Source organism: Modestobacter italicus, from assembly GCF_000306785.1.
In the GTDB taxonomy this organism is placed as follows: domain Bacteria; phylum Actinomycetota; class Actinomycetes; order Mycobacteriales; family Geodermatophilaceae; genus Modestobacter; species Modestobacter italicus.
Genome location: NC_017955.1, coordinates 5,214,034 through 5,232,476, shown reverse-complemented (window position 1 = coordinate 5,232,476; position 18,443 = coordinate 5,214,034). Strand labels below are relative to the sequence as shown.

At 75.7% G+C, this 18,443-nt stretch carries 18 protein-coding genes and 1 riboswitch; of the genes, 10 read left to right on the top strand and 8 right to left on the bottom strand.

Features of this window, described 5'->3' with window-relative positions; translation table 11 throughout:
• Positions 1 to 30 precede the first annotated feature (30 nt).
• A riboswitch (cyclic di-AMP (ydaO/yuaA leader) is annotated at positions 31 to 204 on the top strand.
• Positions 205 to 220: 16 nt separating this feature from the next.
• The 3 genes from MODMU_RS24875 (at position 221) to MODMU_RS24865 (ending at position 3,174) form a co-directional block, all read left to right on the top strand.
• Positions 221 to 1,366, top strand: coding sequence for a C40 family peptidase (locus tag MODMU_RS24875; RefSeq protein ID WP_014743177.1), 1,146 nt, complete (start codon positions 221 to 223; stop codon positions 1,364 to 1,366).
• 131 nt (positions 1,367 to 1,497) lie between these two features.
• Entirely contained in the window at positions 1,498 to 1,842 is a 345-nt protein-coding gene (locus tag MODMU_RS24870; protein WP_014743176.1) for a DUF3817 domain-containing protein, read from the top strand.
• Between the two features lie 9 nt (positions 1,843 to 1,851).
• A complete protein-coding gene (locus MODMU_RS24865) occupies positions 1,852 to 3,174 on the top strand; it encodes a serine hydrolase domain-containing protein (protein WP_014743175.1) in 1,323 nt (440 codons plus the stop codon).
• A gap of 42 nt (positions 3,175 to 3,216) precedes the next feature.
• Here the strand turns inward: MODMU_RS24865 and MODMU_RS24860 are convergent, their stop codons facing one another.
• Together MODMU_RS24860 and MODMU_RS24855 are read right to left on the bottom strand one after the other, a co-directional pair.
• Positions 3,217 to 3,711: a hypothetical protein gene (locus MODMU_RS24860; protein ID WP_014743174.1), complete on the bottom strand. Its 495-nt coding sequence runs from the start codon at positions 3,709 to 3,711 to the stop codon at positions 3,217 to 3,219.
• A 39-nt stretch (positions 3,712 to 3,750) separates the two neighbouring features.
• Positions 3,751 to 4,698, bottom strand: coding sequence for an aldo/keto reductase (locus MODMU_RS24855; RefSeq protein WP_014743173.1), 948 nt, complete (start codon positions 4,696 to 4,698; stop codon positions 3,751 to 3,753).
• A 66-nt stretch (positions 4,699 to 4,764) separates the two neighbouring features.
• On the opposite strand from MODMU_RS24855, the gene MODMU_RS24850 reads away from it, so the two are divergent.
• Positions 4,765 to 5,016 carry a DUF3253 domain-containing protein gene (locus MODMU_RS24850; protein WP_014743172.1) on the top strand — a complete coding sequence of 84 codons (252 nt, stop codon included), beginning with the start codon at positions 4,765 to 4,767 and terminating at the stop codon, positions 5,014 to 5,016.
• A 3-nt stretch (positions 5,017 to 5,019) separates the two neighbouring features.
• Here the strand turns inward: MODMU_RS24850 and MODMU_RS24845 are convergent, their stop codons facing one another.
• Positions 5,020 to 5,520, bottom strand: coding sequence for an Lrp/AsnC family transcriptional regulator (locus tag MODMU_RS24845; protein WP_014743171.1), 501 nt, complete (start codon positions 5,518 to 5,520; stop codon positions 5,020 to 5,022).
• Between the two features lie 211 nt (positions 5,521 to 5,731).
• Between MODMU_RS24845 and pdhA the strand changes: the two genes are divergently transcribed.
• From pdhA to MODMU_RS24825, 4 genes are read left to right on the top strand one after another with little or no spacing between them, the layout of a single operon-like run.
• Positions 5,732 to 6,868, top strand: a complete 1,137-nt coding sequence (gene pdhA, locus MODMU_RS24840; RefSeq protein WP_014743170.1) for a pyruvate dehydrogenase (acetyl-transferring) E1 component subunit alpha — start codon at positions 5,732 to 5,734, stop codon at positions 6,866 to 6,868.
• A complete protein-coding gene (locus MODMU_RS24835; protein ID WP_014743169.1) occupies positions 6,865 to 7,842 on the top strand; it encodes an alpha-ketoacid dehydrogenase subunit beta in 978 nt (325 codons plus the stop codon). The genes pdhA and MODMU_RS24835 overlap by 4 nt, the downstream gene beginning before the upstream one ends.
• Positions 7,842 to 9,341: a dihydrolipoamide acetyltransferase family protein gene (locus MODMU_RS24830; RefSeq protein ID WP_014743168.1), complete on the top strand. Its 1,500-nt coding sequence runs from the start codon at positions 7,842 to 7,844 to the stop codon at positions 9,339 to 9,341. The genes MODMU_RS24835 and MODMU_RS24830 overlap by 1 nt, the downstream gene beginning before the upstream one ends.
• 28 nt (positions 9,342 to 9,369) lie before the next feature.
• Complete coding sequence (locus MODMU_RS24825; RefSeq protein ID WP_014743167.1) at positions 9,370 to 10,551, top strand: AGE family epimerase/isomerase; 1,182 nt, start codon at positions 9,370 to 9,372, stop codon at positions 10,549 to 10,551.
• A 9-nt stretch (positions 10,552 to 10,560) separates the two neighbouring features.
• On the opposite strand, the gene MODMU_RS24820 is transcribed toward MODMU_RS24825, so the two are convergent.
• Positions 10,561 to 11,343, bottom strand: coding sequence for an SDR family NAD(P)-dependent oxidoreductase (locus MODMU_RS24820; RefSeq protein WP_014743166.1), 783 nt, complete (start codon positions 11,341 to 11,343; stop codon positions 10,561 to 10,563).
• A gap of 134 nt (positions 11,344 to 11,477) precedes the next feature.
• Here MODMU_RS24820 and MODMU_RS24815 point away from each other — a divergent pair, with 134 nt between their 5' ends.
• Positions 11,478 to 11,939 (top strand): SRPBCC family protein, encoded by a 462-nt coding sequence (locus MODMU_RS24815; protein WP_014743165.1) that lies wholly within the window; start codon positions 11,478 to 11,480, stop codon positions 11,937 to 11,939.
• Positions 11,940 to 12,080: 141 nt separating this feature from the next.
• On the opposite strand, the gene MODMU_RS24810 is transcribed toward MODMU_RS24815, so the two are convergent.
• The 4 genes from MODMU_RS24810 to MODMU_RS24795 are packed head-to-tail and all read right to left on the bottom strand — an operon-like array spanning position 12,081 to position 16,316.
• Positions 12,081 to 12,341, bottom strand: a complete 261-nt coding sequence (locus MODMU_RS24810; RefSeq protein ID WP_014743164.1) for an HPr family phosphocarrier protein — start codon at positions 12,339 to 12,341, stop codon at positions 12,081 to 12,083.
• Between the two features lie 44 nt (positions 12,342 to 12,385).
• Entirely contained in the window at positions 12,386 to 14,500 is a 2,115-nt protein-coding gene (locus MODMU_RS24805) for a PTS fructose transporter subunit IIABC (RefSeq protein ID WP_014743163.1), read from the bottom strand.
• Positions 14,501 to 14,520: 20 nt separating this feature from the next.
• A complete protein-coding gene (locus MODMU_RS24800; RefSeq protein ID WP_014743162.1) occupies positions 14,521 to 15,552 on the bottom strand; it encodes a 1-phosphofructokinase family hexose kinase in 1,032 nt (343 codons plus the stop codon).
• Positions 15,549 to 16,316 carry a DeoR/GlpR family DNA-binding transcription regulator gene (locus tag MODMU_RS24795; protein ID WP_014743161.1) on the bottom strand — a complete coding sequence of 256 codons (768 nt, stop codon included), beginning with the start codon at positions 16,314 to 16,316 and terminating at the stop codon, positions 15,549 to 15,551. Before MODMU_RS24795 ends, MODMU_RS24800 begins: the two co-directional genes overlap by 4 nt.
• 237 nt (positions 16,317 to 16,553) lie before the next feature.
• Between MODMU_RS24795 and MODMU_RS24790 the strand changes: the two genes are divergently transcribed.
• Positions 16,554 to 18,269, top strand: coding sequence for a phosphoenolpyruvate--protein phosphotransferase (locus MODMU_RS24790; RefSeq protein ID WP_014743160.1), 1,716 nt, complete (start codon positions 16,554 to 16,556; stop codon positions 18,267 to 18,269).
• Positions 18,270 to 18,443: the final 174 nt, after the last annotated feature.

Sequence of the window (18,443 nt, the reverse complement as noted above, 5' to 3'; positions counted from 1 at the left end):
GCAGCTCAGCCACCGCCGCGGTGGCGACCGCCAGGACCGCCGCCGAACCACAGCGGCTCGCAGCGACACCCGCGAGCCCGTGGACCGGGGACCCACCGCAGCACTGGGGTGAAGCACCTCGCTGCCCGCGCACGGGCACGAGGTACCGGGTGTCTTCCCGCCCGAACCCGTCAGCTAACTCGGTAGGCGGCAGGTGGAAGAAAGGACACACCCGCCGAACATGGCGAGTACGCACCGCTCTGCCCGTCGTGGCCTCACCGGCCGTCGGGTCCTCCTCACCCTGGTCGCCGCCGGCGGCGTCGTCCTCGCTCCGCTGCCGGCGTTCGCCGCCCCGGAGCAGCCGACCACCTCCCAGGAGGCCGCGGCCCTCGTCGCGGCCCGCGGTCACGACCTCGAGGTCGTCACGGAGCGGTTCAACGACGCCCGCGAGGCGCTGACCACCAAGCAGGCGGAGGCCGAGCAGGCCCGCCAGCAGGTGCAGGCCGCCGAGGCCGCTGTGGGCACCGCCCGGGACCAGGTCCGCCAGGTGGCGCGCAGCGCCTACACCGGCGACCAGTTGAGCACCCTGCAGGCGATGCTGAGCAGCACCTCCGCCGACGACATGCTCGACCGGGTCGGCACCCTCGGCACGATCGCCGACCACAACAACGAGGTGCTCGCCGCGGCGCAGGCCGCGACCGAGCAGGCCGACGCCGCCGAGGCCGCCGCCGAGAAGGCGACCGCCGACGCGCAGACGCTGGTCGACCAGGTCGCCGCCCAGCAGGCCGACCTCGACACCCAGATCGCCGAGTACAAGGCGGCCTACGACCGGCTCTCCGCGGAGGAGAAGGCCCGGGCCGAGGCCGAGGCGGCTGCCGCCGCACGGGCCGCCGCCGCCGACGCCGTTGCGCGGGCCAGCCAGGCCGCCTCCCGGGCGGAGCGGGCCCAGTCCAGCTCGGCCGGCAGCAGCTCGGCCGGTTCGTCCAGCTCCTCGAGCGCGGCGGCTGCACCGGCCGCTGCAGCCCCGGCTGCCAGCGGTGCCGCGGCGACCGCGGTCAGCACCGCGCTGGCCCAGAAGGGCAAGCCCTACGTCTGGGCGGCCGCCGGCCCGGACTCGTTCGACTGCTCCGGGCTGACCCAGTTCGCCTACGCCGCCGCCGGGATCTCGCTGCCGCACTCCAGCAGCACGCAGGCCCGGATGGGCACCGCGGTGACCCGCGCCCAGCTCCAGCCGGGTGACCTCGTCGCCTTCTACAGCCCGGTCAGCCACATCGGCATCTACATCGGCAACGGCCAGATGGTGCACGCGCCGACGTCCGGTGACGTGGTCAAGATCTCCAGCATCGACGCCATGGGCAGCATCACCGCCATGCGCCGCCTCGGGTAGCAGAGCGACCGCACACCGGTGCCCCGGCCGCCTCACGGTGGCCGGGGCACCGTCGGTCCAGGGGCGTGCGCGGGGCCACACGGGCCCGGGCGGCACGATGACCTGGCCGCCCCACCGACCGGAGGAACGCCGTGCCCGCAGCCCTGACCGACCCCCGCACCGTGTCGCGGGTGTTCCGCGCCGTCGCCGTCGCCGAGGCGGTGTCCTGGGTGCTCCTGCTCGCCGGGATGTTCGTCAAGTGGGTGCTGCGCACCTCCGAGCTCGGCGTCCAGCTGGCCGGCCCGGTGCACGGCGCGGTCTTCGTCGGCTACGTCCTGGTCAGCCTGCTGGCCTGGCGGGTGCTGCGCTGGACGCCGCGCACCGCGCTGCTCGCGCTGGTCGCCTCCGTCCCGCCGCTGTGCACGGTCGTGTTCGAGCGCTGGGCCCGGCGCACCGGCCGGCTGCCGCTCGACACGCCCGCCGCGGTCGCTGGCTAGCCTCCGCGCATGGTCGAACCGGTCCTGCCCTCCACCGCGCGCACGCTGCTGGCCCGCACCGCCCGGGTCCAGCGCGACGGCCGGGCGCCCAGCCTGGTGGCCGGCGTCGTCCGGGACGGCGGCCTGGCCTGGTCGACCGGCCGGGGTGCCGTCGCCGAGCCGCACACCGACGTCCAGTACCGGATCGGCTCGATCAGCAAGACGGTCACCGCCGTCGCGGTGATGCGGCTGCGCGACGAGGGCCGGCTGGGGCTGGACGACCCGCTCGAGCGGCACGTGCCGGGCACCCCGCTGGGTGAGCGCACCGTCGGCCAGCTGCTGTCGCACCTGGCCGGCGCCACCTCGGAGAGCCCCGGCGGCTGGTGGGAGCGGGTGCCCGGCGGGTCGCTGGAGGAGCTGCGGCTGACCGACCAGGACGTCGTGCTCGGCGCGGCCCGCCGGTTCCACTACTCCAACCTCGGCTTCGGGCTGCTCGGGGAGCTGGTGGCGCGGCACCGCGGCCGCCCGTGGGCCGACGTCGTCCGCGAGGAGGTCCTCGCACCGCTGGGCATGACCCGCACCAGCCCGCGCCCCACCGGCCGCGCGGCGCAGGGGGCGGCCGTGCACCCGTGGGCAGGGGTCGTCCTGCCCGAGCCCGAGCACGACGCGGGCGTGATGGCGGCCGCCGGTCAGCTGTGGGCGACGCTGGCGGACCTCGGCCGGTTCGCCGCCTTCCTGCTCGGCGACACCGCGGAGGTGCTGTCGCCGGCCACGCTGGAGGAGATGGCCGTGCCGGCCGGCGTCGACCCCTCCGTCCCGGGCTGGTCGGCCTACGGGCTCGGGCTGCAGGTGGTGCGGGTCGACGGCGCGGTGCTGGTCGGGCACGGCGGCTCGATGCCCGGCTTCCTCGCCGGGGTGTTCGTCGACCGGGCCGAGCAGGCCGGCGGGGTCTCGCTGGCCAACACCACCAGCGGGCTCGAGCCGCTGGTGCCCGGGCTGCTGGCCGACCTGCGCGCCGCCGAGCCGCGGGTCGTGGAGGCCTGGGCGCCGTCCCCGCCGCCGGTGGCCCTGGACCTGCTCGGCACCTGGTTCTGGGGTCCGACGCCGCACGTGCTCCGCGCGCAGGCCGGGGGGCTGCTGCACCTGGGGCCGCTGCCCGGGCGCAGCGGCCGGGCCAGCCGGTTCGCCGCCCGGGAGGACGGCACCTTCGTGGGCCTGGACGGCTACTACGCCGGGGAGACGCTGCGGATCGCGCCGGACCACCTGGAGCTGGCGACGTTCGTCTTCACCCGCACGCCCTACGACCCCGACGCCCCGGTGCCCGGCGGCGTCGACGACGGCGGCTGGCGCTGACGTGGAGTGCCACGGCGCGGAGAACGCGCCCCTGGCACTCCATCAGCGGTCGAAGGCGTCCATCGTCGTCCGCACGACCGCGGCGTAGGCCAGGTGCGGGACGACGTCGCTGACCCAGTCGGTCGTCGACCAGGTGCGCGGGTCGGTGATGCCCAGCACCGTCATCGGGCCGTTGGCGGCGACCAGCACGCCGGCGGTGGTCAGCGCCGTCCCGACCAGCGGCGGGGTGCGGAACCCGGCCGCGCGGGCCAGCCCGGCCAGCACCCCCACGCCGATCCCGGCGACCAGCCCGGTGAGCGGCCCCAACCCCTGCACCCGGTTCGACCGCGTCTCCTCGTCGCCGGGGATCTGCACGTGCGCCTTCTCGGCCAGCGCCTCGACGGTCTGCTCCGGGGTGGAGCTGGTGCCGCGCCCGCGGCCGACCATGTCCAGGTAGGTGACGGCGTTCAGTGCGCTGGTGCCCGCGGCGCCGGCGGCCGCGCCGCGCAGCACCCAGCCGAGGGTGCCGATGCCGGTCCGGGAGGTGTGCGTCGCCATGATCGCGCCCTACCCGGCGTCCCTGAGGCGTGAAACCGGTCAACCCCAGCCCATCCGGCTGCGCGCCGACCAGTACGCCGCCGGTTCCTCCGGCTGCAGCCACTCCTCCGGCCCCACGCCGGCGACCAGGTCGCGGGCCGCGGCGTTGCTCTCCAGCTGGGCGACGGTGACCGCGCCGGACAGGACGACGGAGCACCAGGGCTGGGCCAGCGCGCAGGCCAGGGCCAGGGCGTCCACCCCCACGCCGCGCTCGCGGGCCGCCCGGGCGAGCCCGCTGCCCGGGTCGGCGCCGCGGTCGGTCAGCCGGCCGTTGGCCACGCCCTCCTTGACCACGACCCGCGCCCCGGCCGCGGCGGCCTCGGCCAGCGCCGGCCCGGCGGAGGGCTCCAGCAGGTTCCAGGTCGACTGGACGCTGGTGAACAACGGTGCGCCGTCGACGGTGAGCGCCAGCCCCCGGCGGACCGCGTCGGCCTGGGCCGGCCCCGAGGTCGAGAAGCCCAGCTCGACGCCGTCGGCGCGCAGCCGGGCCATCCGCTGCTGCAGCGGCCGGTCGTCCCACAGCGGGCTGTCGGCGGTGAGCGAGTGCACCTGGTACAGCCGCAGCCACGGCCCCAGCAGCGCGGTGGTCTCGGCCAGCTGGGCCTCGTAGGCGGCCGCCCCGTGGTCCTTGACCTCGTGCACGTCGACGTCCCGGCGCCAGTCGCCGACGTACCGGTAGCCCCACTTGCTGGCCACGAAGGGCGTCTGGCCCGTCTCCCGCACCCAGGAGCCCAGGAACTCCTCGGCCCGGCCGTAGGACCGGGCGGTGTCGACGTACTCGACGCCCAGCGCGGTCGCGGCGTCGAGCAGCGCGTGCGTCCGGGCCTGCAGGGCGGCCGGCGAGCGGTCGCCCGGCAGGTCGACGTCCCGGCCGAGGGTCAGGTAGGCGGGCCGGCCAGCGGCGGCGAGACCGAGCCCGAGGCGGGCCGGCGGAGGCGGGGTGGGCACCGGGCCATCCCAGCACGCGCGGCGCCCGGCCGGGCGCGCCCGGCGCGGCCGGCGCATCCTGGGCCGGTGGAGGACGTCGACCGGGCGCTGGAGCGGACCATCGACGCGCTGCTGGACGAGCGCCGGGCGGGGACGACGATCTGCCCGTCGGAGGCGGCCCGGGCGGTCGACCCCGAGGGCTGGCGGGAGCTGATGCCGGCGGCCCGGGCCGCGGCGGGGCGGCTGGCCGCGGCCGGCGAGGTCGAGGTGACCCAGCGGGGCGAGGTGGTCGACGTGGCCACCGCCCGTGGGCCGGTGCGGGTCCGCCGGCGGCGCTGAGGGTCAGCCGCCGTCGACGGGGGCGGTGCCGGCGGCCCGCTCCAGCAGCGGGGTCATCCGGTGGTCGACGAAGCGGCGCAGCGCCAGGTTGGTGTCGGTGCGCTGCACGCCGGGGATGGCCAGCACCTGCTCGGTGATCCGCCACAGGTCGTCGGCGTCGACCGCGACCACCTGCACCAGCAGGTCGGCGACCCCGGACAGCCCGATGACCTCGAGCACCTCGGGGATCGCGGCCAGCGCCTCGCCGACGTCGGCGAGGCTGCGCTGCACGACCTGCACCGTCACGTAGGCGCCGAGCCGGTAGCCGAGCGCCTCCGGGCGGACCCGGCGCTCGAAGGGGTCCAGCACGCCGCCGGACTCCAGCCGGGCCAGCCGGGACTGGACGGTGTTGCGGGCCAGGCCGAGGGTCTGGGCGAGGGAGAGCACCGTGGCCCGAGGGTCCGCGGACAGCGCCAGCAGCAGCCGCGCGTCGGTGGCGTCCAGACGGTCCGGGACGGCGGGCACGTTGCTCAGTCTGACACGTGCCAACCGCCCTGCGGTGGTCATCGTGCGCACCGCCGGGTGAGGGTGTTGCGCAGAAAGGCCCCGTGGTGGTGTGCTCCCTGCGCGGTCCCGCGTGCCACGATGTGTGAGTGGTGCCACACCCCGGCGCCGCGGAGACGTCCGACGACGGGCGGTCGGTGACCCCGGCCCCGCGAGACGGCAGGAGATGGGCATGAGCACGCTGTCGCAGACCACCGAGGTGGTCGACCCCGTACCCGGGGCCGGCGCCCCCCACCTGCCCGGTCAACCCGACCTGGTGCAGCTGCTCACCCCGGAGGGCGAGCGCGTCGAGCACCCCGACTACTCCCTCGACGTCAGCGACGAGGAGCTGCGCGGGCTGTACCGCGACCTCGCCCTGGTCCGCCGCTGGGACGTCGAGGCCACCGCGCTGCAGCGGCAGGGCGAGCTCGGCATCTGGGCCTCGCTGCTGGGCCAGGAGGCCGCGCAGGTGGGCGCCGGACGCGCGCTGGCCGCCGACGACATGGCCTTCCCGACCTACCGCGAGCACGGCGTCGCCTGGACCCGGGGCGTCGACCCGCTCCACGTGATGAGCCTGTTCCGCGGCGTCGACCAGGGCGGCTGGGACCCGGTCGCGACCAACTTCAACCTCTACACCGTGGTCATCGGCGCGCAGACGCTGCACGCCACCGGCTACGCGATGGGTCTGCAGCGCGACAGCGCGGAGAGCGCGGCGCTGGCCTTCCTCGGCGACGGCGCCACCAGCCAGGGCGAGGTCAACGAGGCGATGATCTGGGCGGCGACGTTCTCCGCACCGGTCGTCTTCTTCTGCCAGAACAACCAGTACGCGATCAGCGTGCCGATCGAGCGGCAGTCCCGGGTGCCGCTGTACCAGCGCGCCGCCGGGTTCGGCTTCCCCGGCGTCCGAGTCGACGGCAACGACGTCCTCGCCGTCCTCGCGGTCACCCGGGCGGCGCTCGCCGCGGCCCGGGAGGGCCAGGGTCCGACCTTCATCGAGGCCTTCACCTACCGGATGGGCGCGCACACCACCTCCGACGACCCGACCCGCTACCGGCTGGCCAGCGAGCTGGAGGAGTGGAAGCTGCGCGACCCGATCGCCCGGCTCAAGGCCCACCTGTCCCGCTCCGGCACGGCCGACGCGGAGTTCTTCGCCTCCGTCGACGCCGAGGGCGACGAGCTGGCGGCCCGGATCCGCCGGGGCACGCTGGAGATGGCCGACCCGGCCGGCACCGAGATCTTCGACCACGTCTACGCCGAGCAGACCCCCGAGCTGGCCCGCCAGCGCGAGGAGTTCGTGGCCTACCACGCCAGCTTCGAGGGGGAGAAGTGACCGAGACGCTCACCATCGGCAAGGCGCTCAACCTCGGCCTGCGCAAGGCGATGGAGAACGACGCCAAGGTCCTGCTCATGGGCGAGGACATCGGCAAGCTCGGCGGGGTCTTCCGGATCACCGACGGCCTGCAGAAGGACTTCGGCGACGACCGCGTCGTGGACACCCCGCTGGCCGAGGCCGGCATCCTGGGCACCGCGGTCGGGCTGGCCATGCGCGGCTACCGGCCGGTCTGCGAGATCCAGTTCGACGGGTTCGTCTTCCCCGCCTACAACCAGATCGTCACCCAGGTCGCCAAGATCCACGCCCGCTCCAAGGGCCGGCTGCCGATGCCGATCGTCATCCGCATCCCCTTCGGCGGCGGCATCGGCGCGGTCGAGCACCACAGCGAGAGCCCGGAGGCGTACTTCGCGCACACCGCGGGCCTCAAGGTGGTCGCCGTCAGCACCCCCTCGGACGCGTACTGGGGCATCCAGCAGGCGATCGCGCACCCGGACCCGATCGTGTTCCTCGAGCCGAAGCGCCGGTACTGGGAGAAGGGGCAGGTCGACGTCGACGGCACCCCCGACCCGCTGTTCGCCTCCCGGGTGGTCCGCGGCGGCGACGACGTGACCGTCCTGGCCTACGGCCCGATGGTGAAGACGGCGCTGCAGGCGGCCCAGGCCGCCGCCGAGGAGGGCCGGTCGCTCGAGGTGATCGACCTGCGCACCGTCTCCCCGCTGGACCTCGGCCCGGTGTTCGACTCGGTCCGCCGGACCGGCCGCTGCGTCGTCGTGCACGAGGCGCCGGTGACCCTGGGGCTGGGGTCGGAGATCGCCGCCCGGGTCACCGAGGAGTGCTTCCACTCCCTGGAGGCGCCGGTGCTCCGGGTGGGCGGGTACGACACCCCCTACCCGCCGTCCAAGCTGGAGGAGGAGTACCTCCCCGACCTCGACCGCGTGCTCGACGCCGTCGACCGATCGCTGGGGTTCTGATGCCGGACCTGCGCCAGTTCAAGCTGCCCGACGTCGGTGAGGGGCTCACCGAGGGGGAGATCCTGTCGTGGCTGGTCGCCGTCGGTGACACCGTCACCGTCAACCAGCCGCTCTGCGAGGTGGAGACGGCGAAGGCCGCCGTGGAGCTGCCCAGCCCGTTCGCCGGGACGGTGACCGAGCTGCTCTACGAGCCGGGGACGACGGTCGACGTCGGTGCCCCGATCATCACCATCGACCTCGGCGGGGACGGCCCGGCCGCACCCGCCGCACCCGCCGCGGCCGAGCCGGCCGGTTCGGGCCTGATCGGGGAGACCGGCGCCAACGGGCGCACCGCCGTCCTGGTCGGCTACGGACCCCGGAGCACCGAGGCGACCCGCCGTCCCCGGCGGAACGGAGCCGGCGCGGCCGCCCGGGCGACGGCGCCGCAGGTGCTGCCGGAGGCCGACTACGGCTCGGGCGGCGAGCGCCCGCCGCTGCTGGCCACCGCCCCGGACGCGACGGTCAAGCCGGTCCGGCACGGTGGTCTGGAGACCGGCCGCGCCGCCGAGGCGCACGTGACCGCGGCGGACACGCAGCCGGCGCCGACGTCCTCACCGGTGTCCGGCCGGGGCGCGCTGCGGCCGCTGGCCAAGCCCCCGGTGCGCAAGTACGCCAAGGACCTCGGCGTCGACCTGGCGACGGTCACCGGCAGCGGCCCGGGCGGCGTCATCACCCGCGCCGACGTCGACGCCGCCCTCGCCACCCCGGCCCCCGCCGGTTTCGGCGCCGAAACCCCCGCAGGTTTCGGCGCCGAAACCGGGAGGGGTGACCAGCGGATCCCGATCAAGGGGGTGCGCAAGCACACCGCCGCGGCGATGGTGGCCAGCGCGTTCACCGCGCCGCACGTCACCGAGTTCCTCACCGTCGACGTGACCCGGGTGATGAAGCTGCGCGAGCGGCTCGCCGCCCGGCCGGAGTTCGCCGGGGTGAAGGTCAGCCCGCTGCTGTTCGTGGCCAAGGCGCTGCTGCTGGCCGCGCAGCGGCACCCGATGGTGAACAGCTCCTGGGACGACGCCGCGCAGGAGATCGTCGTCCACGGCGCGGTCAACCTGGGCATCGCGGCGGCCACGCCGCGCGGCCTGGTGGTGCCCAACATCAAGGACGCCGGCCGGCTGTCGCTGGTCGAGCTGGCCGGAGCGCTGACCGAGCTGACCGCCACCGCGCGGGCGGGGCGGACGTCGCCGGCGGACATGTCCGGCGGGACGATCACCATCACCAACGTCGGGGTGTTCGGCGTCGACACCGGGACGCCGATCCTCAACCCCGGCGAGTCGGCGATCCTGGCGTTCGGTGCGGTCCGCGAGATGCCGTGGGTGCACAAGGGCCGGATCCGGGTGCGGCAGGTGACCCAGCTGGCACTCTCCTTCGACCACCGGATCATCGACGGGGAGCTCGGCTCGCGCTTCCTCGCCGACGTCGGCGCGCTGCTGCACGACCCCGGCACGGCGCTCGCCTTCTGATGCGTCCCGACGGCGCTACCGTCGCCGGGTGACCGACCTCGACCGCGTGCTCGGGTTCGCCGCCCGCTCCCGGGTGCCCGGTGGGTTCGGGTACCAGGGAGCGGACGGCGCGGTGCTGCCCGACCGGCCGGTGGAGACCTGGATCAGCGCCCGGATGACGCACGTCTTCGGCCTGGCCGCCCTGCTCGACCACCCGGGTGCACTCGAGCTCGCCGGGCACGGGGTGACCGCGCTGCGCGAGGGCCCGCTGCACGACGCCGAGCACGGCGGCTGGCGGGCGGCGACCGACGACGACACCAAGGCCGCCTACGTGCACGCCTTCGTCGTCCTGGCCGGGGCGACCGCCACCGCGGCGGGTGTGCCCGGCGGCCGCCCGCTGCTCGACGAGGCGCTGGGGGTCTGGGAGCAGCGGTTCTGGGACGACGACGAGGGCCTGGCCGCCGAGTCCTTCGACCGCACCTGGGCCACGGGCGAGGACTACCGCGGCGCCAACGCCAACATGCACGGCGTCGAGGCCACGCTCGCCGCAGCCGACGCGCTCGCCCCCACCGACCCGGGCACCGCCGCGCGGTTGCGCACCCACGCGCTGCGGGCCACCGAGCGGGTCGTGCACGGGTGGGCCCGGGAGCGGGACTGGCGGCTGCCCGAGCACTTCACCGCGCGGTGGGAGCCGCTGCCCGACTTCAACCGGGAGCACCCCGCCGACCCGTTCCGCCCGTTCGGCGTCACGGTCGGCCACCAGTTCGAGTGGTCCCGGCTGTGCCTGCACCTGGCCGCCGCGCTCGGCGAGCACGCCCCCGGCTGGCTGGCCGCGGACGCCGACCGGCTGTTCCTCGCCGCCGCCGAGCGGGGCTGGGCGGCCGACGGCCACGAGGGGTTCCCGTACACGCTGGACTGGTCGGACCGGCCGGTCGTCGTCGCCCGGATGCACTGGGTCCTGTGCGAGGCGGTGGCCGCCGCGGCGGTGCGCTACGCGACGACCGGGGACCCCCGCGCCGCGACCCAGCAGCGCCGGTGGGCGGAGCTGGGGGAACGGCTGTTCCTGGACCCGGCCGTGGGCAGCTGGCACCACGAGCTGACCCCGGAGGGCGCTGTGGGCACCGGGACGTGGGTCGGCAAGCCCGACGCCTACCACCTGGTGCAGATGCTGCTGCTGCCCGGCCGTCCGGTCCGCGGCAGCCTCGCCGCCGCCCTGCCCGCCGCGGCCTGAGCTGCGGGGTCAGCGTTCCTCGGGGTCGGCGCCGCGGGCGGCCCGGCCGCCGTCGACCGGGAGCACCACACCGGTGACCCAGGCGGCGTCGTCGGAGAGCAGGAAGCGGACGACCCCGGCGACGTCGCCGACCTGACCGATCCGGCCGAGCGGGTGCAGCGCGCTGAGCTGGGCCTGCACGTGGTCGGCCGTCCCGGCGTCCTGCCCGGCCAGGAAGGAGCGGTGCCGCTCGGTCTCCACCGACCCCAGGGCGACGGCGTTGACCCGGACGCCGGCGGGACCGTGGTCGACCGCAGCGGCGCGGGTCAGCCCCTCGACGGCGGCCTTGGCCGTCGCGTAGGGCAGGGCACCGCGCACCGCCCGCTGCGCCTGGTGGCTGGAGACGTTCACGATGCTGCCGCCACCCCGGGCCGCCATCCGCCGGACGGCGGTCGCGCAGCCGACCACGGCCGGGGCCAGGTTCCCGGTGATCAGGTCCAGCACCTGGGCGGCGGAGGAGGTGTGCAGGGCGGCGTCCCGGAAGACGGCGGCGTTGTTCACCCAGCCGGTCAGCGCACCCAGCCCCTCGGCGAGGTCGGCGGCCTGCTCGGCGACCTCCGGCTCGGCGGCGCTGCCGGTCGCGACCCGCAGCCGGTCGGCCGCAGGGTGGTCGGTGCACCAGGCAGCGGCGTCGGGGTCCCGCTCGACCACGACGACCGCCTCGCCGTCGGCGAGCAACCGCTCCACGATGCCCCGTCCGACGCCGCGACCCCCGCCGGTCACCACCGTGCACCGCTGCGCTGCGCCCGCCACGGGGGCAGCCTCCTGCCCGCGGTGCCCGGGCGCCAGGCCGGCGGGCGCGCTGACGTGCGGCGATGTGTCGGTGGTGCACGACCGGGTAGGGAGGCAGCGGACGCACGAGATCCCCGAGCAGAGGAGGACCCCCCGTGGCGAACGTGGAGAAGTCGATCGACGTGGACGTGCCGATCCGGCAGGTCTACGACCAGTGGACGCAGTTCGAGAGCTTCCCCGAGTTCATGAACGGCGTCGAGCGCATCACGCAGCTCGACGACCGGCACACCCACTGGGTGACGAAGATCGGCGGGGTCGAGCGCGAGTTCGACGCCGAGATCACCGAGCAGCACCCCGACGAGCGGGTGGCCTGGAAGAGCACCGACGGCGACACCCCGCACGCCGGCGTGGTCACCTTCCACAAGATCAGCGACACCACGACCCGGGTCATGGTGCAGATCGACTGGGCGCCGCAGGGCGTGGTGGAGAAGGTCGGCGCCGCGGTCGGCGTCGACGACCGGCAGGTCACCGCCGACGTGAAGCGCTTCAAGGAGTTCATCGAGAGCCGCGGCACCGAGACCGGCGACTGGCGAGGGGACGTCCCCCGCGAAGGCTGATCGAGGAACCCGCTGAGCCGACGGCGCCCGTCCCTTCCGCAGGGGACGGGCGCCGTCCTGCGTCCGGCCCGGGTCGGCACCGCGACGACAGACGCCCGCCCCCCGAGGGGGACGGGCGTCTGTGCGGGTGAACCGGGTCGGCTACTCCGCGTCGAGGTCGGTGGCGACCATGTCGGCGATGCGGTCGAGGACGCCCGCGTCGTCGCTGCTGACGGTCACCTCGGTGCCCTGCTTGGCGCCGAGGGTCATGATCATCAGCGGCGAGCCGGCGTCGATCGCGTTCCCGCCGGGCGTGGCCAGCGTGACCGGCACCCCGGACTTCGACACCGCCTCGGCGATCAGGGCGGCGGGGCGGGCGTGCAGACCGACGGCGGAGCCGACGGTCACGGTCTTCGAGGGCATCGGTGCCTGCTTTCTGGTGTGGGGTGCTGGGGTCAGTCTGCCGGTCAGACGGCGGCCGGTCGCGCCGGGACGGCGGCCGGGCTGTGCGCGTGGGCCAGGTCGACGGCGTCCTCGGGGACGTCCTCGCCCTTCTTCCGGCCGATGCTCTTGGCGACGACCACCGCGAGCGCGCCGACGACGGTGCCGATGGCGATCGCCAGCAGCCACATCAGGACACCGTTGATCGCGAAGAACACCACGATGCCGCCGTGCGGGGCCTGGGCCTGCACCCCGGCCGCCGCCACGATCGCGCCGGTGGTCGCCGAGCCGATCATGATCGGTGGGATGACGCGCAGCGGGTCGGCCGCGGCGAACGGGATCGCCCCCTCGGTGATGAACGCCAGGCCCAGCAGCCAGGCGGCCTTGCCCTGCTCCTGCTCCGCGGGGGTGAAGACCCTCGGCCGGATGAGGGTGGCCACCGACAGTGCGATCGGCGGCACCATGCCGGCGCCCATCACCGTGGCCATGATCACCAGCGGGCCGGTGTTCTCGGTCGGGTCGGAGATGTAGCTCGCCAGGCCGGCGGTGGCGAAGGCGTACGCGGCCTTGTTGACCGGGCCGCCCATGTCGAAGGCCATCATCAGGCCGAGCAGGATGCCCAGGAGCACCGCGGAGGTGCCGGACAGGCCGTTGAGCCAGTTGGTCAGGCCGGTGATCGCCGCCGCGAGCGGCCGCCCGAGGACCATCACCATGAGGCCGCTGGCGATCAGCGTCGCGATCAGCGGGATGACCACGACCGGCATCAGCCCGCGCACCACCCGGCCGACCTTCAGCCGGCTCAGCCACAGCGCCGCGAACCCGGCGATGACGCCGCCGACCAGTGCGCCGAGGAACCCGGCGTTGACCTGGACGGCCACCAGCCCGGTGATGAAGCCCGGGGCGAGCCCCGGCCGGTCGGCGATCGCGTAGGCGATGTAGCCGGCCATCGCCGGGATGAACAGGGAGAAGGCGAGCGAGCCGATGAAGAACAGCACCGCGCCCAGGTAGCCGGGCAGGCCGCCGTTCAGGTCGGCGACAGTGCTGGTGGGCAGGTCGAACAGGGAGTTGTTGAGCACCCAGTCCTTGGCCCACGTGTTGCCCGAGTCAGGGTCGGTCAGCGCGACCGGGTAGCCGGCGAGCAGGAAGCCCAGCGCGATCAGCAGGCCACCGGCGGCGACGAACGGGATCATGTAGCTGACGCCGGTGAGCAGCCAGCGGCGGATCTCTGACCCGGTGCTGGGCTTGCCTCCACCGCCGGCCGCGGCCCCGGAGGTGCCGCCACCGGCGCCGCCCTCGACGCGGCGGGCGTCCGGGTCGTCCGCGGCGGCGAGCGCCTCGCGGATCATCACCTCCGGCTCGTTCATCGCCCGCTTGGTGCCCGACTGCACCACCGGCTTGCCGGCGAACCGGTCGCGGTCCTTGACCCCGACGTCCACGGCGAAGATGACGGCGGCGGCCTCGCGGATCACCGCCGGGTCCAGCGGCGTCGAGCCCGACGACCCCTGGGTCTCCACGTGCAGCTCGACGCCCATCTCCTTCGCCGCGGCGGTGAGCTTGTCGGCGGCCATGTAGGTGTGCGCGATGCCGGTCGGGCAGGCGCTGACCGCGACGAGGCTGCGGCCCGGGGACGACGGCGTCGCGGGGGCCGGCGTTGCCGCAGCGGTGGCGCCGGTGGTCGCGGCGACGGGGGCGGGGGAGACGACGTCCTGGACCAGGTCGACGACCTCCTCGGCGGAGCCGGCGGCGCGCAGCGACGCGACGAACTCCGGGCGCACCAGTGCGCGGGCCAGCGCGGTCAGCAGCGTCAGGTGGTCGGCGTCCCCGTGCTCCGGCGCGGCGATGAGGAACACCAGGTCCGCGGGGCCGTCGGGTGCGCCGAAGTCGACCCGGGGGTCGAGCCGGCCGAAGGCCAGCGACGCCTCGGTGACCGCGCCGGACCGGCAGTGCGGGATGGCGATGCCGCCCGGCAGACCGGTGGCCACCTTGGCCTCGCGGGCCATCGCGTCGTCGTGCAGCGCCTCGGTGCCGGTGGCCCGGCCGGCGCCGGCCACCAGACCGGCCAGCCGTCGGATGACGGAGTCCTTGTCGGGACCGAGGTCGGCGTCGAGCGCCACCAGCTCGGTCGTGATCAGTGCGGACATGGTGGATCTCCCGGGGGTTCTCAGCGGGCGTCGGCACCGGCGGCCGGGACGGCCTCGGCGGGAGCGGTGGAGGGCGGCGGGCCGGCGGTGACGGCGACACCCGCCAGGTCGGCCTGGGCCGGGGTGGGGACGGCGGAGCCCGGCAGCGCGGCGCTGGCCGAGCCGTAGGCGACGGCGTTCCGCAGCCGCTCGGCCGGGTCGTGACCGGCGAGGTCGGCGAGCAGGTAACCGGCCAGGCTGGAGTCGCCCGCGCCGACCGTGCTGCGGACCGTGGTGCGCGGCGGGCGCGCCGACCACAGCCCGCCGTCGGCGGTGGACAGCAGCGCGCCGTCGGCGCCGAGGGTCAGCAGCACCTCGGCGACGCCGCGCTCGTGCAGTGCGGCCACCGCGGCGAGCGCGGCGGCGGGGTCGGCGGCGACCGTCTCCTCGGGCACGCCGGCCAGCTGGGCGAGCTCGTCGGTGTTGGGCTTGAGCAGGTCCGGAGCGGCGTCCGGCCCGGCGGCCAGCAGGGCCAGCAGCGGCGCCTCGGAGGTGTCCACGGCGATCCGGGCGCCGGTGCCGCGCAGCGACCGCACGAGCGAGGCGTACCAGTCCAGCGGGGCGCCGGGCGGCAGCGAGCCGGACAGCACGACCCACCGCGCACCGAGGGCGTGCGCCCGCACGGCGGCCTCCAGCGCGGTGAGGGTGGCCGGGTCGAGCCGGGCGCCGGGCTCGTTGAGCTTCGTGGTAGTGCCGTCGGGCTCGGTGAGCGTGTAGTTGGTCCGCACCGGGGTGCGCACGGGCACGGTCGCCAACTGCAGGCCGAGGGCGTGCAGCGCCCGGACGACGGGGTCGTCGTCGGCGGCGGGGAGCACCGAGACCACGTCGGCGCCGGCCGCCGCGACCGCCCGGGCCACGTTGACGCCCTTGCCGCCGGGCTCGCCGGAGCTGCCGCCCAGGCGGGCGACGGCGCCGCGCTCCAGCGGCCCGGGCAGGGCCAGCGTCCGGTCCAGGCTGGGGTTGGCGGTCAGCGTGACCACCCGCCCCCCGGTCGCGGTCGGTTCGGTCGTCATGCGACGAGCACCTCGATCCCCGAAGACTCGAGCTCGGCGACGACGGCCGGGTCGGCTTCGTCGTCGGTCACCAGGACGTCGACGTCCTCGACGGTCGCGAAGCGCACCAGGTGCTCGCGGCCCAGCTTGCTGCTGTCGCTCAGCACGACCACCCGCTGCCCGGCCCGGGCCATGGCCCGCTTGACCGCGGCCTCGGCCTCGTCGGGGGTGGAGAACCCGTGCCCGGCGCTGATCCCGTTGGTGCCCAGGAAGACGACGTCGGCCCGCAGGTCGGCCAGCGCCGCCAGGGTGGACTCGCCGACCGCGGACTGGGTGATGCCGCGGACCCGGCCGCCGAGCACGTGCAGCGTGATGCCGGGCGAGGCGGCCAGCCGCGCGGCGATCGGGACGGAGTTGGTCGCGGCGACCAGCGCGCGGTCGCCGGGGAGCACCTCGGCCAGCGCCGCGGTGGTGCTGCCGCCGTCGAGGATGAGGCTGCCGGTGCTGCCCGGCAGCAGGGTCAGCGCCGCGGCCGCGATCCGGCGCTTGGCCTCGGTGCGGGTGTTGCGCCGCTCGCCCAGGCCGGGCTCGACGACGGTGAACACGCCGGCGGGGACGGCGCCGCCGTGGACCCGGCGGAGCATCCCGGCCCGCTCCAGCAGCGCGAGGTCGCGTCGTACGGTCTCGGTGGTGACCCCGAAGTGCTCGGCGACGGCGGTCACGGCGACCCGCCCGCGCTGGGTGACCAGGCCGGCGATGGCCTGCTGACGCTCCTCTGCGTACACGGCACCTCCGTGGGCTGCGTCGCGCGGGGACCGGCGTGCTGCGATGCCCGATTGTGTGGGAATGCTTGTGTTTCGATGTTGTTATACGTGGGATCAGTTGACAAGTCAAGGCTAGTTGGTGACCCTGGTCACCGCACCCACCGACGTCCCAGCCCCCTCCCACCACCCCTGCAGATCCACGCGAACCGTTCCGACGGCCGGGCCCGCACCGGGTCCGAGCAGACAGTGAGGCCATCCATGACCAGCACCCCGACCGGCACCCGGCCCGCCGCGGAGGCCCCGTCCGGCCCGACCGTGCTGTCCGGCACGCCGGTGGTCCCCGGGGTGGCGCTCGGGCCCGTCGTCCGCCCGGTCGGCGCCGTCGAGCTGCCCACGACCCCCGGGCTGAGCGTCCCGGAGGCGGAGCGCGCCGCCGAGAAGGACCGGTTCACCGCAGCGGCCGACGCCGTGGCGGAGCGGCTGGCCGGCCGCGCCGCCGCGGCGACCGGGGTGAGCGCTGAGGTCCTCAACACCACCGCGCAGCTGGCCCGGGACCGGGGGCTGCTGTCGACGGTCGAGCAGCGGATCGGCGAGGGCGCCTCCGCCGAGGTCGCCACGGTCGGGGCGGCGGAGCAGTTCGTCGAGCTGTTCACCAGCCTGGGCGGGGTCATGGCGGAGCGGGCGACCGACGTGCGCGACGTCCGAGACCGGATCGTCGCCGAGCTGACCGGGCAGGGGGAGCCCGGCGTCCCGATGCCCGAGACGCCCTCGGTGCTGCTCGCCGACGACCTGGCACCGGCCGACACGGCGGGTCTCGACCCGACCCGGGTCGTCGCGCTGGCCACCCGGCTCGGCGGCGCGACCAGCCACACCGCGATCATCGCCCGCCAGCTCGGCCTGCCCTGCGTGGTCGGCGTGGGCGGGCTCTCCGACGTCCCGGAGGGGACGGTCGTCCTGGTCGACGGCGAGCGCGGCACCGTCACCGTCGACCCGGACCCGCAGGAGGCGGCGGCCCGGGTCGCTGCCTCGGCCGAGGCGGCCGCCGCGCTGGCCGGCTACCGCGGTCCGGGCGCCACCCGCGACGGCCACCCCGTGCAGGTGCTGGCCAACGTGCAGGACGGCCCGGGGGCCCAGGCCGCCGTCGCGGCGCACGCCGAGGGCGTCGGGCTGCTGCGCACCGAGCTGGCCTTCTTCGGCCGCACCGAGGAGCCGTCGGTGGAGGAGCAGGCCGGGATCTACGCCGCGGTCTTCGCCGCCTTCCCGGGCGGGAAGGTCGTGCTGCGCACGCTGGACGCCGGGTCGGACAAGCCGCTGCCCTTCGCCACCCCGCCCGACGAGGCCAACCCGGCGCTCGGCGTCCGCGGGCTGCGCACCGCCCGGCGGGACCCGGGGCTGCTCACCCACCAGCTCGACGCCGTCGCGCAGGCCGCGCAGGCCACCGGGTCCGCGCCGTGGGTGATGGCGCCGATGGTGGCCACCGTCGCGGAGGCGGCGGACTTCGCCGCGCAGGTGCGCGCACGGGGCCTGACGCCCGGCGTGATGGTCGAGGTGCCCTCGGTCGCCGTCCTGGCCGACCGGTTCCTCGAGCACCTGGACTTCCTGTCCATCGGCACCAACGACCTGTCGCAGTACACGCTGGCCGCCGACCGGCTGTCGGCCGACCTGGCCGACCTGACCGACCCCTGGCAGCCGGCCCTGCTGGAGCTGGTCCGGGCCACCGCGGCGGCCGGTCAGCGGGTCGGCAAGCCCGTGGGCGTGTGCGGCGAGGCGGCCGCCGACCCGATGCTGGCCTGCGTGCTGGTCGGCATGGGGATCTCCTCGCTGTCCTGCGCCGCGTCCTCCGTGGCCGGCGTGGGCGCCCGGCTGGCGACGGTGGACCTGGCCACCTGCCGGCGGGCCGCCGAGGTGGCGCTGGCCGCCGCCGACCCGCAGTCGGCGCGGGCCGCGGTCCGCGAGGTGCTCGCCGCCGGCTGAGCGAGGCGGCGCCCGCTGCACCACGAGGCCCCGTCGGTCGAGGAGACCGGCGGGGCCTCGTCGTGTCCGGGAGGCGTCCAGGGGGTGGATGTCGTCTGACGGTTCGTCGGCCACTCACCCCTTCGGGTGGATGAACCTTCGGTGACTCGTGCGACACACCCTTGATTCCGATGG

What these genes read in the sequence shown, in the direction of transcription:
- MODMU_RS24830 (WP_014743168.1), top strand. Translation starts at nt 7,842, where the DNA reads ATGCCGGACCTGCGCCAGTTCAAGCTGCCCGACGTCGGTGAGGGGCTC.
- pdhA (WP_014743170.1), top strand. Translation starts at nt 5,732, where the DNA reads ATGAGCACGCTGTCGCAGACCACCGAGGTGGTCGACCCCGTACCCGGG.
- MODMU_RS24810 (WP_014743164.1), bottom strand. Translation starts at nt 12,341, where the DNA reads ATGCCCTCGAAGACCGTGACCGTCGGCTCCGCCGTCGGTCTGCACGCC.
- MODMU_RS24805 (WP_014743163.1), bottom strand. Translation starts at nt 14,500, where the DNA reads ATGTCCGCACTGATCACGACCGAGCTGGTGGCGCTCGACGCCGACCTC.
- MODMU_RS24875 (WP_014743177.1), top strand. Translation starts at nt 221, where the DNA reads ATGGCGAGTACGCACCGCTCTGCCCGTCGTGGCCTCACCGGCCGTCGG.
- MODMU_RS24800 (WP_014743162.1), bottom strand. Translation starts at nt 15,552, where the DNA reads ATGACGACCGAACCGACCGCGACCGGGGGGCGGGTGGTCACGCTGACC.
- MODMU_RS24865 (WP_014743175.1), top strand. Translation starts at nt 1,852, where the DNA reads ATGGTCGAACCGGTCCTGCCCTCCACCGCGCGCACGCTGCTGGCCCGC.
- MODMU_RS24790 (WP_014743160.1), top strand. Translation starts at nt 16,554, where the DNA reads ATGACCAGCACCCCGACCGGCACCCGGCCCGCCGCGGAGGCCCCGTCC.
- MODMU_RS24860 (WP_014743174.1), bottom strand. Translation starts at nt 3,711, where the DNA reads ATGGCGACGCACACCTCCCGGACCGGCATCGGCACCCTCGGCTGGGTG.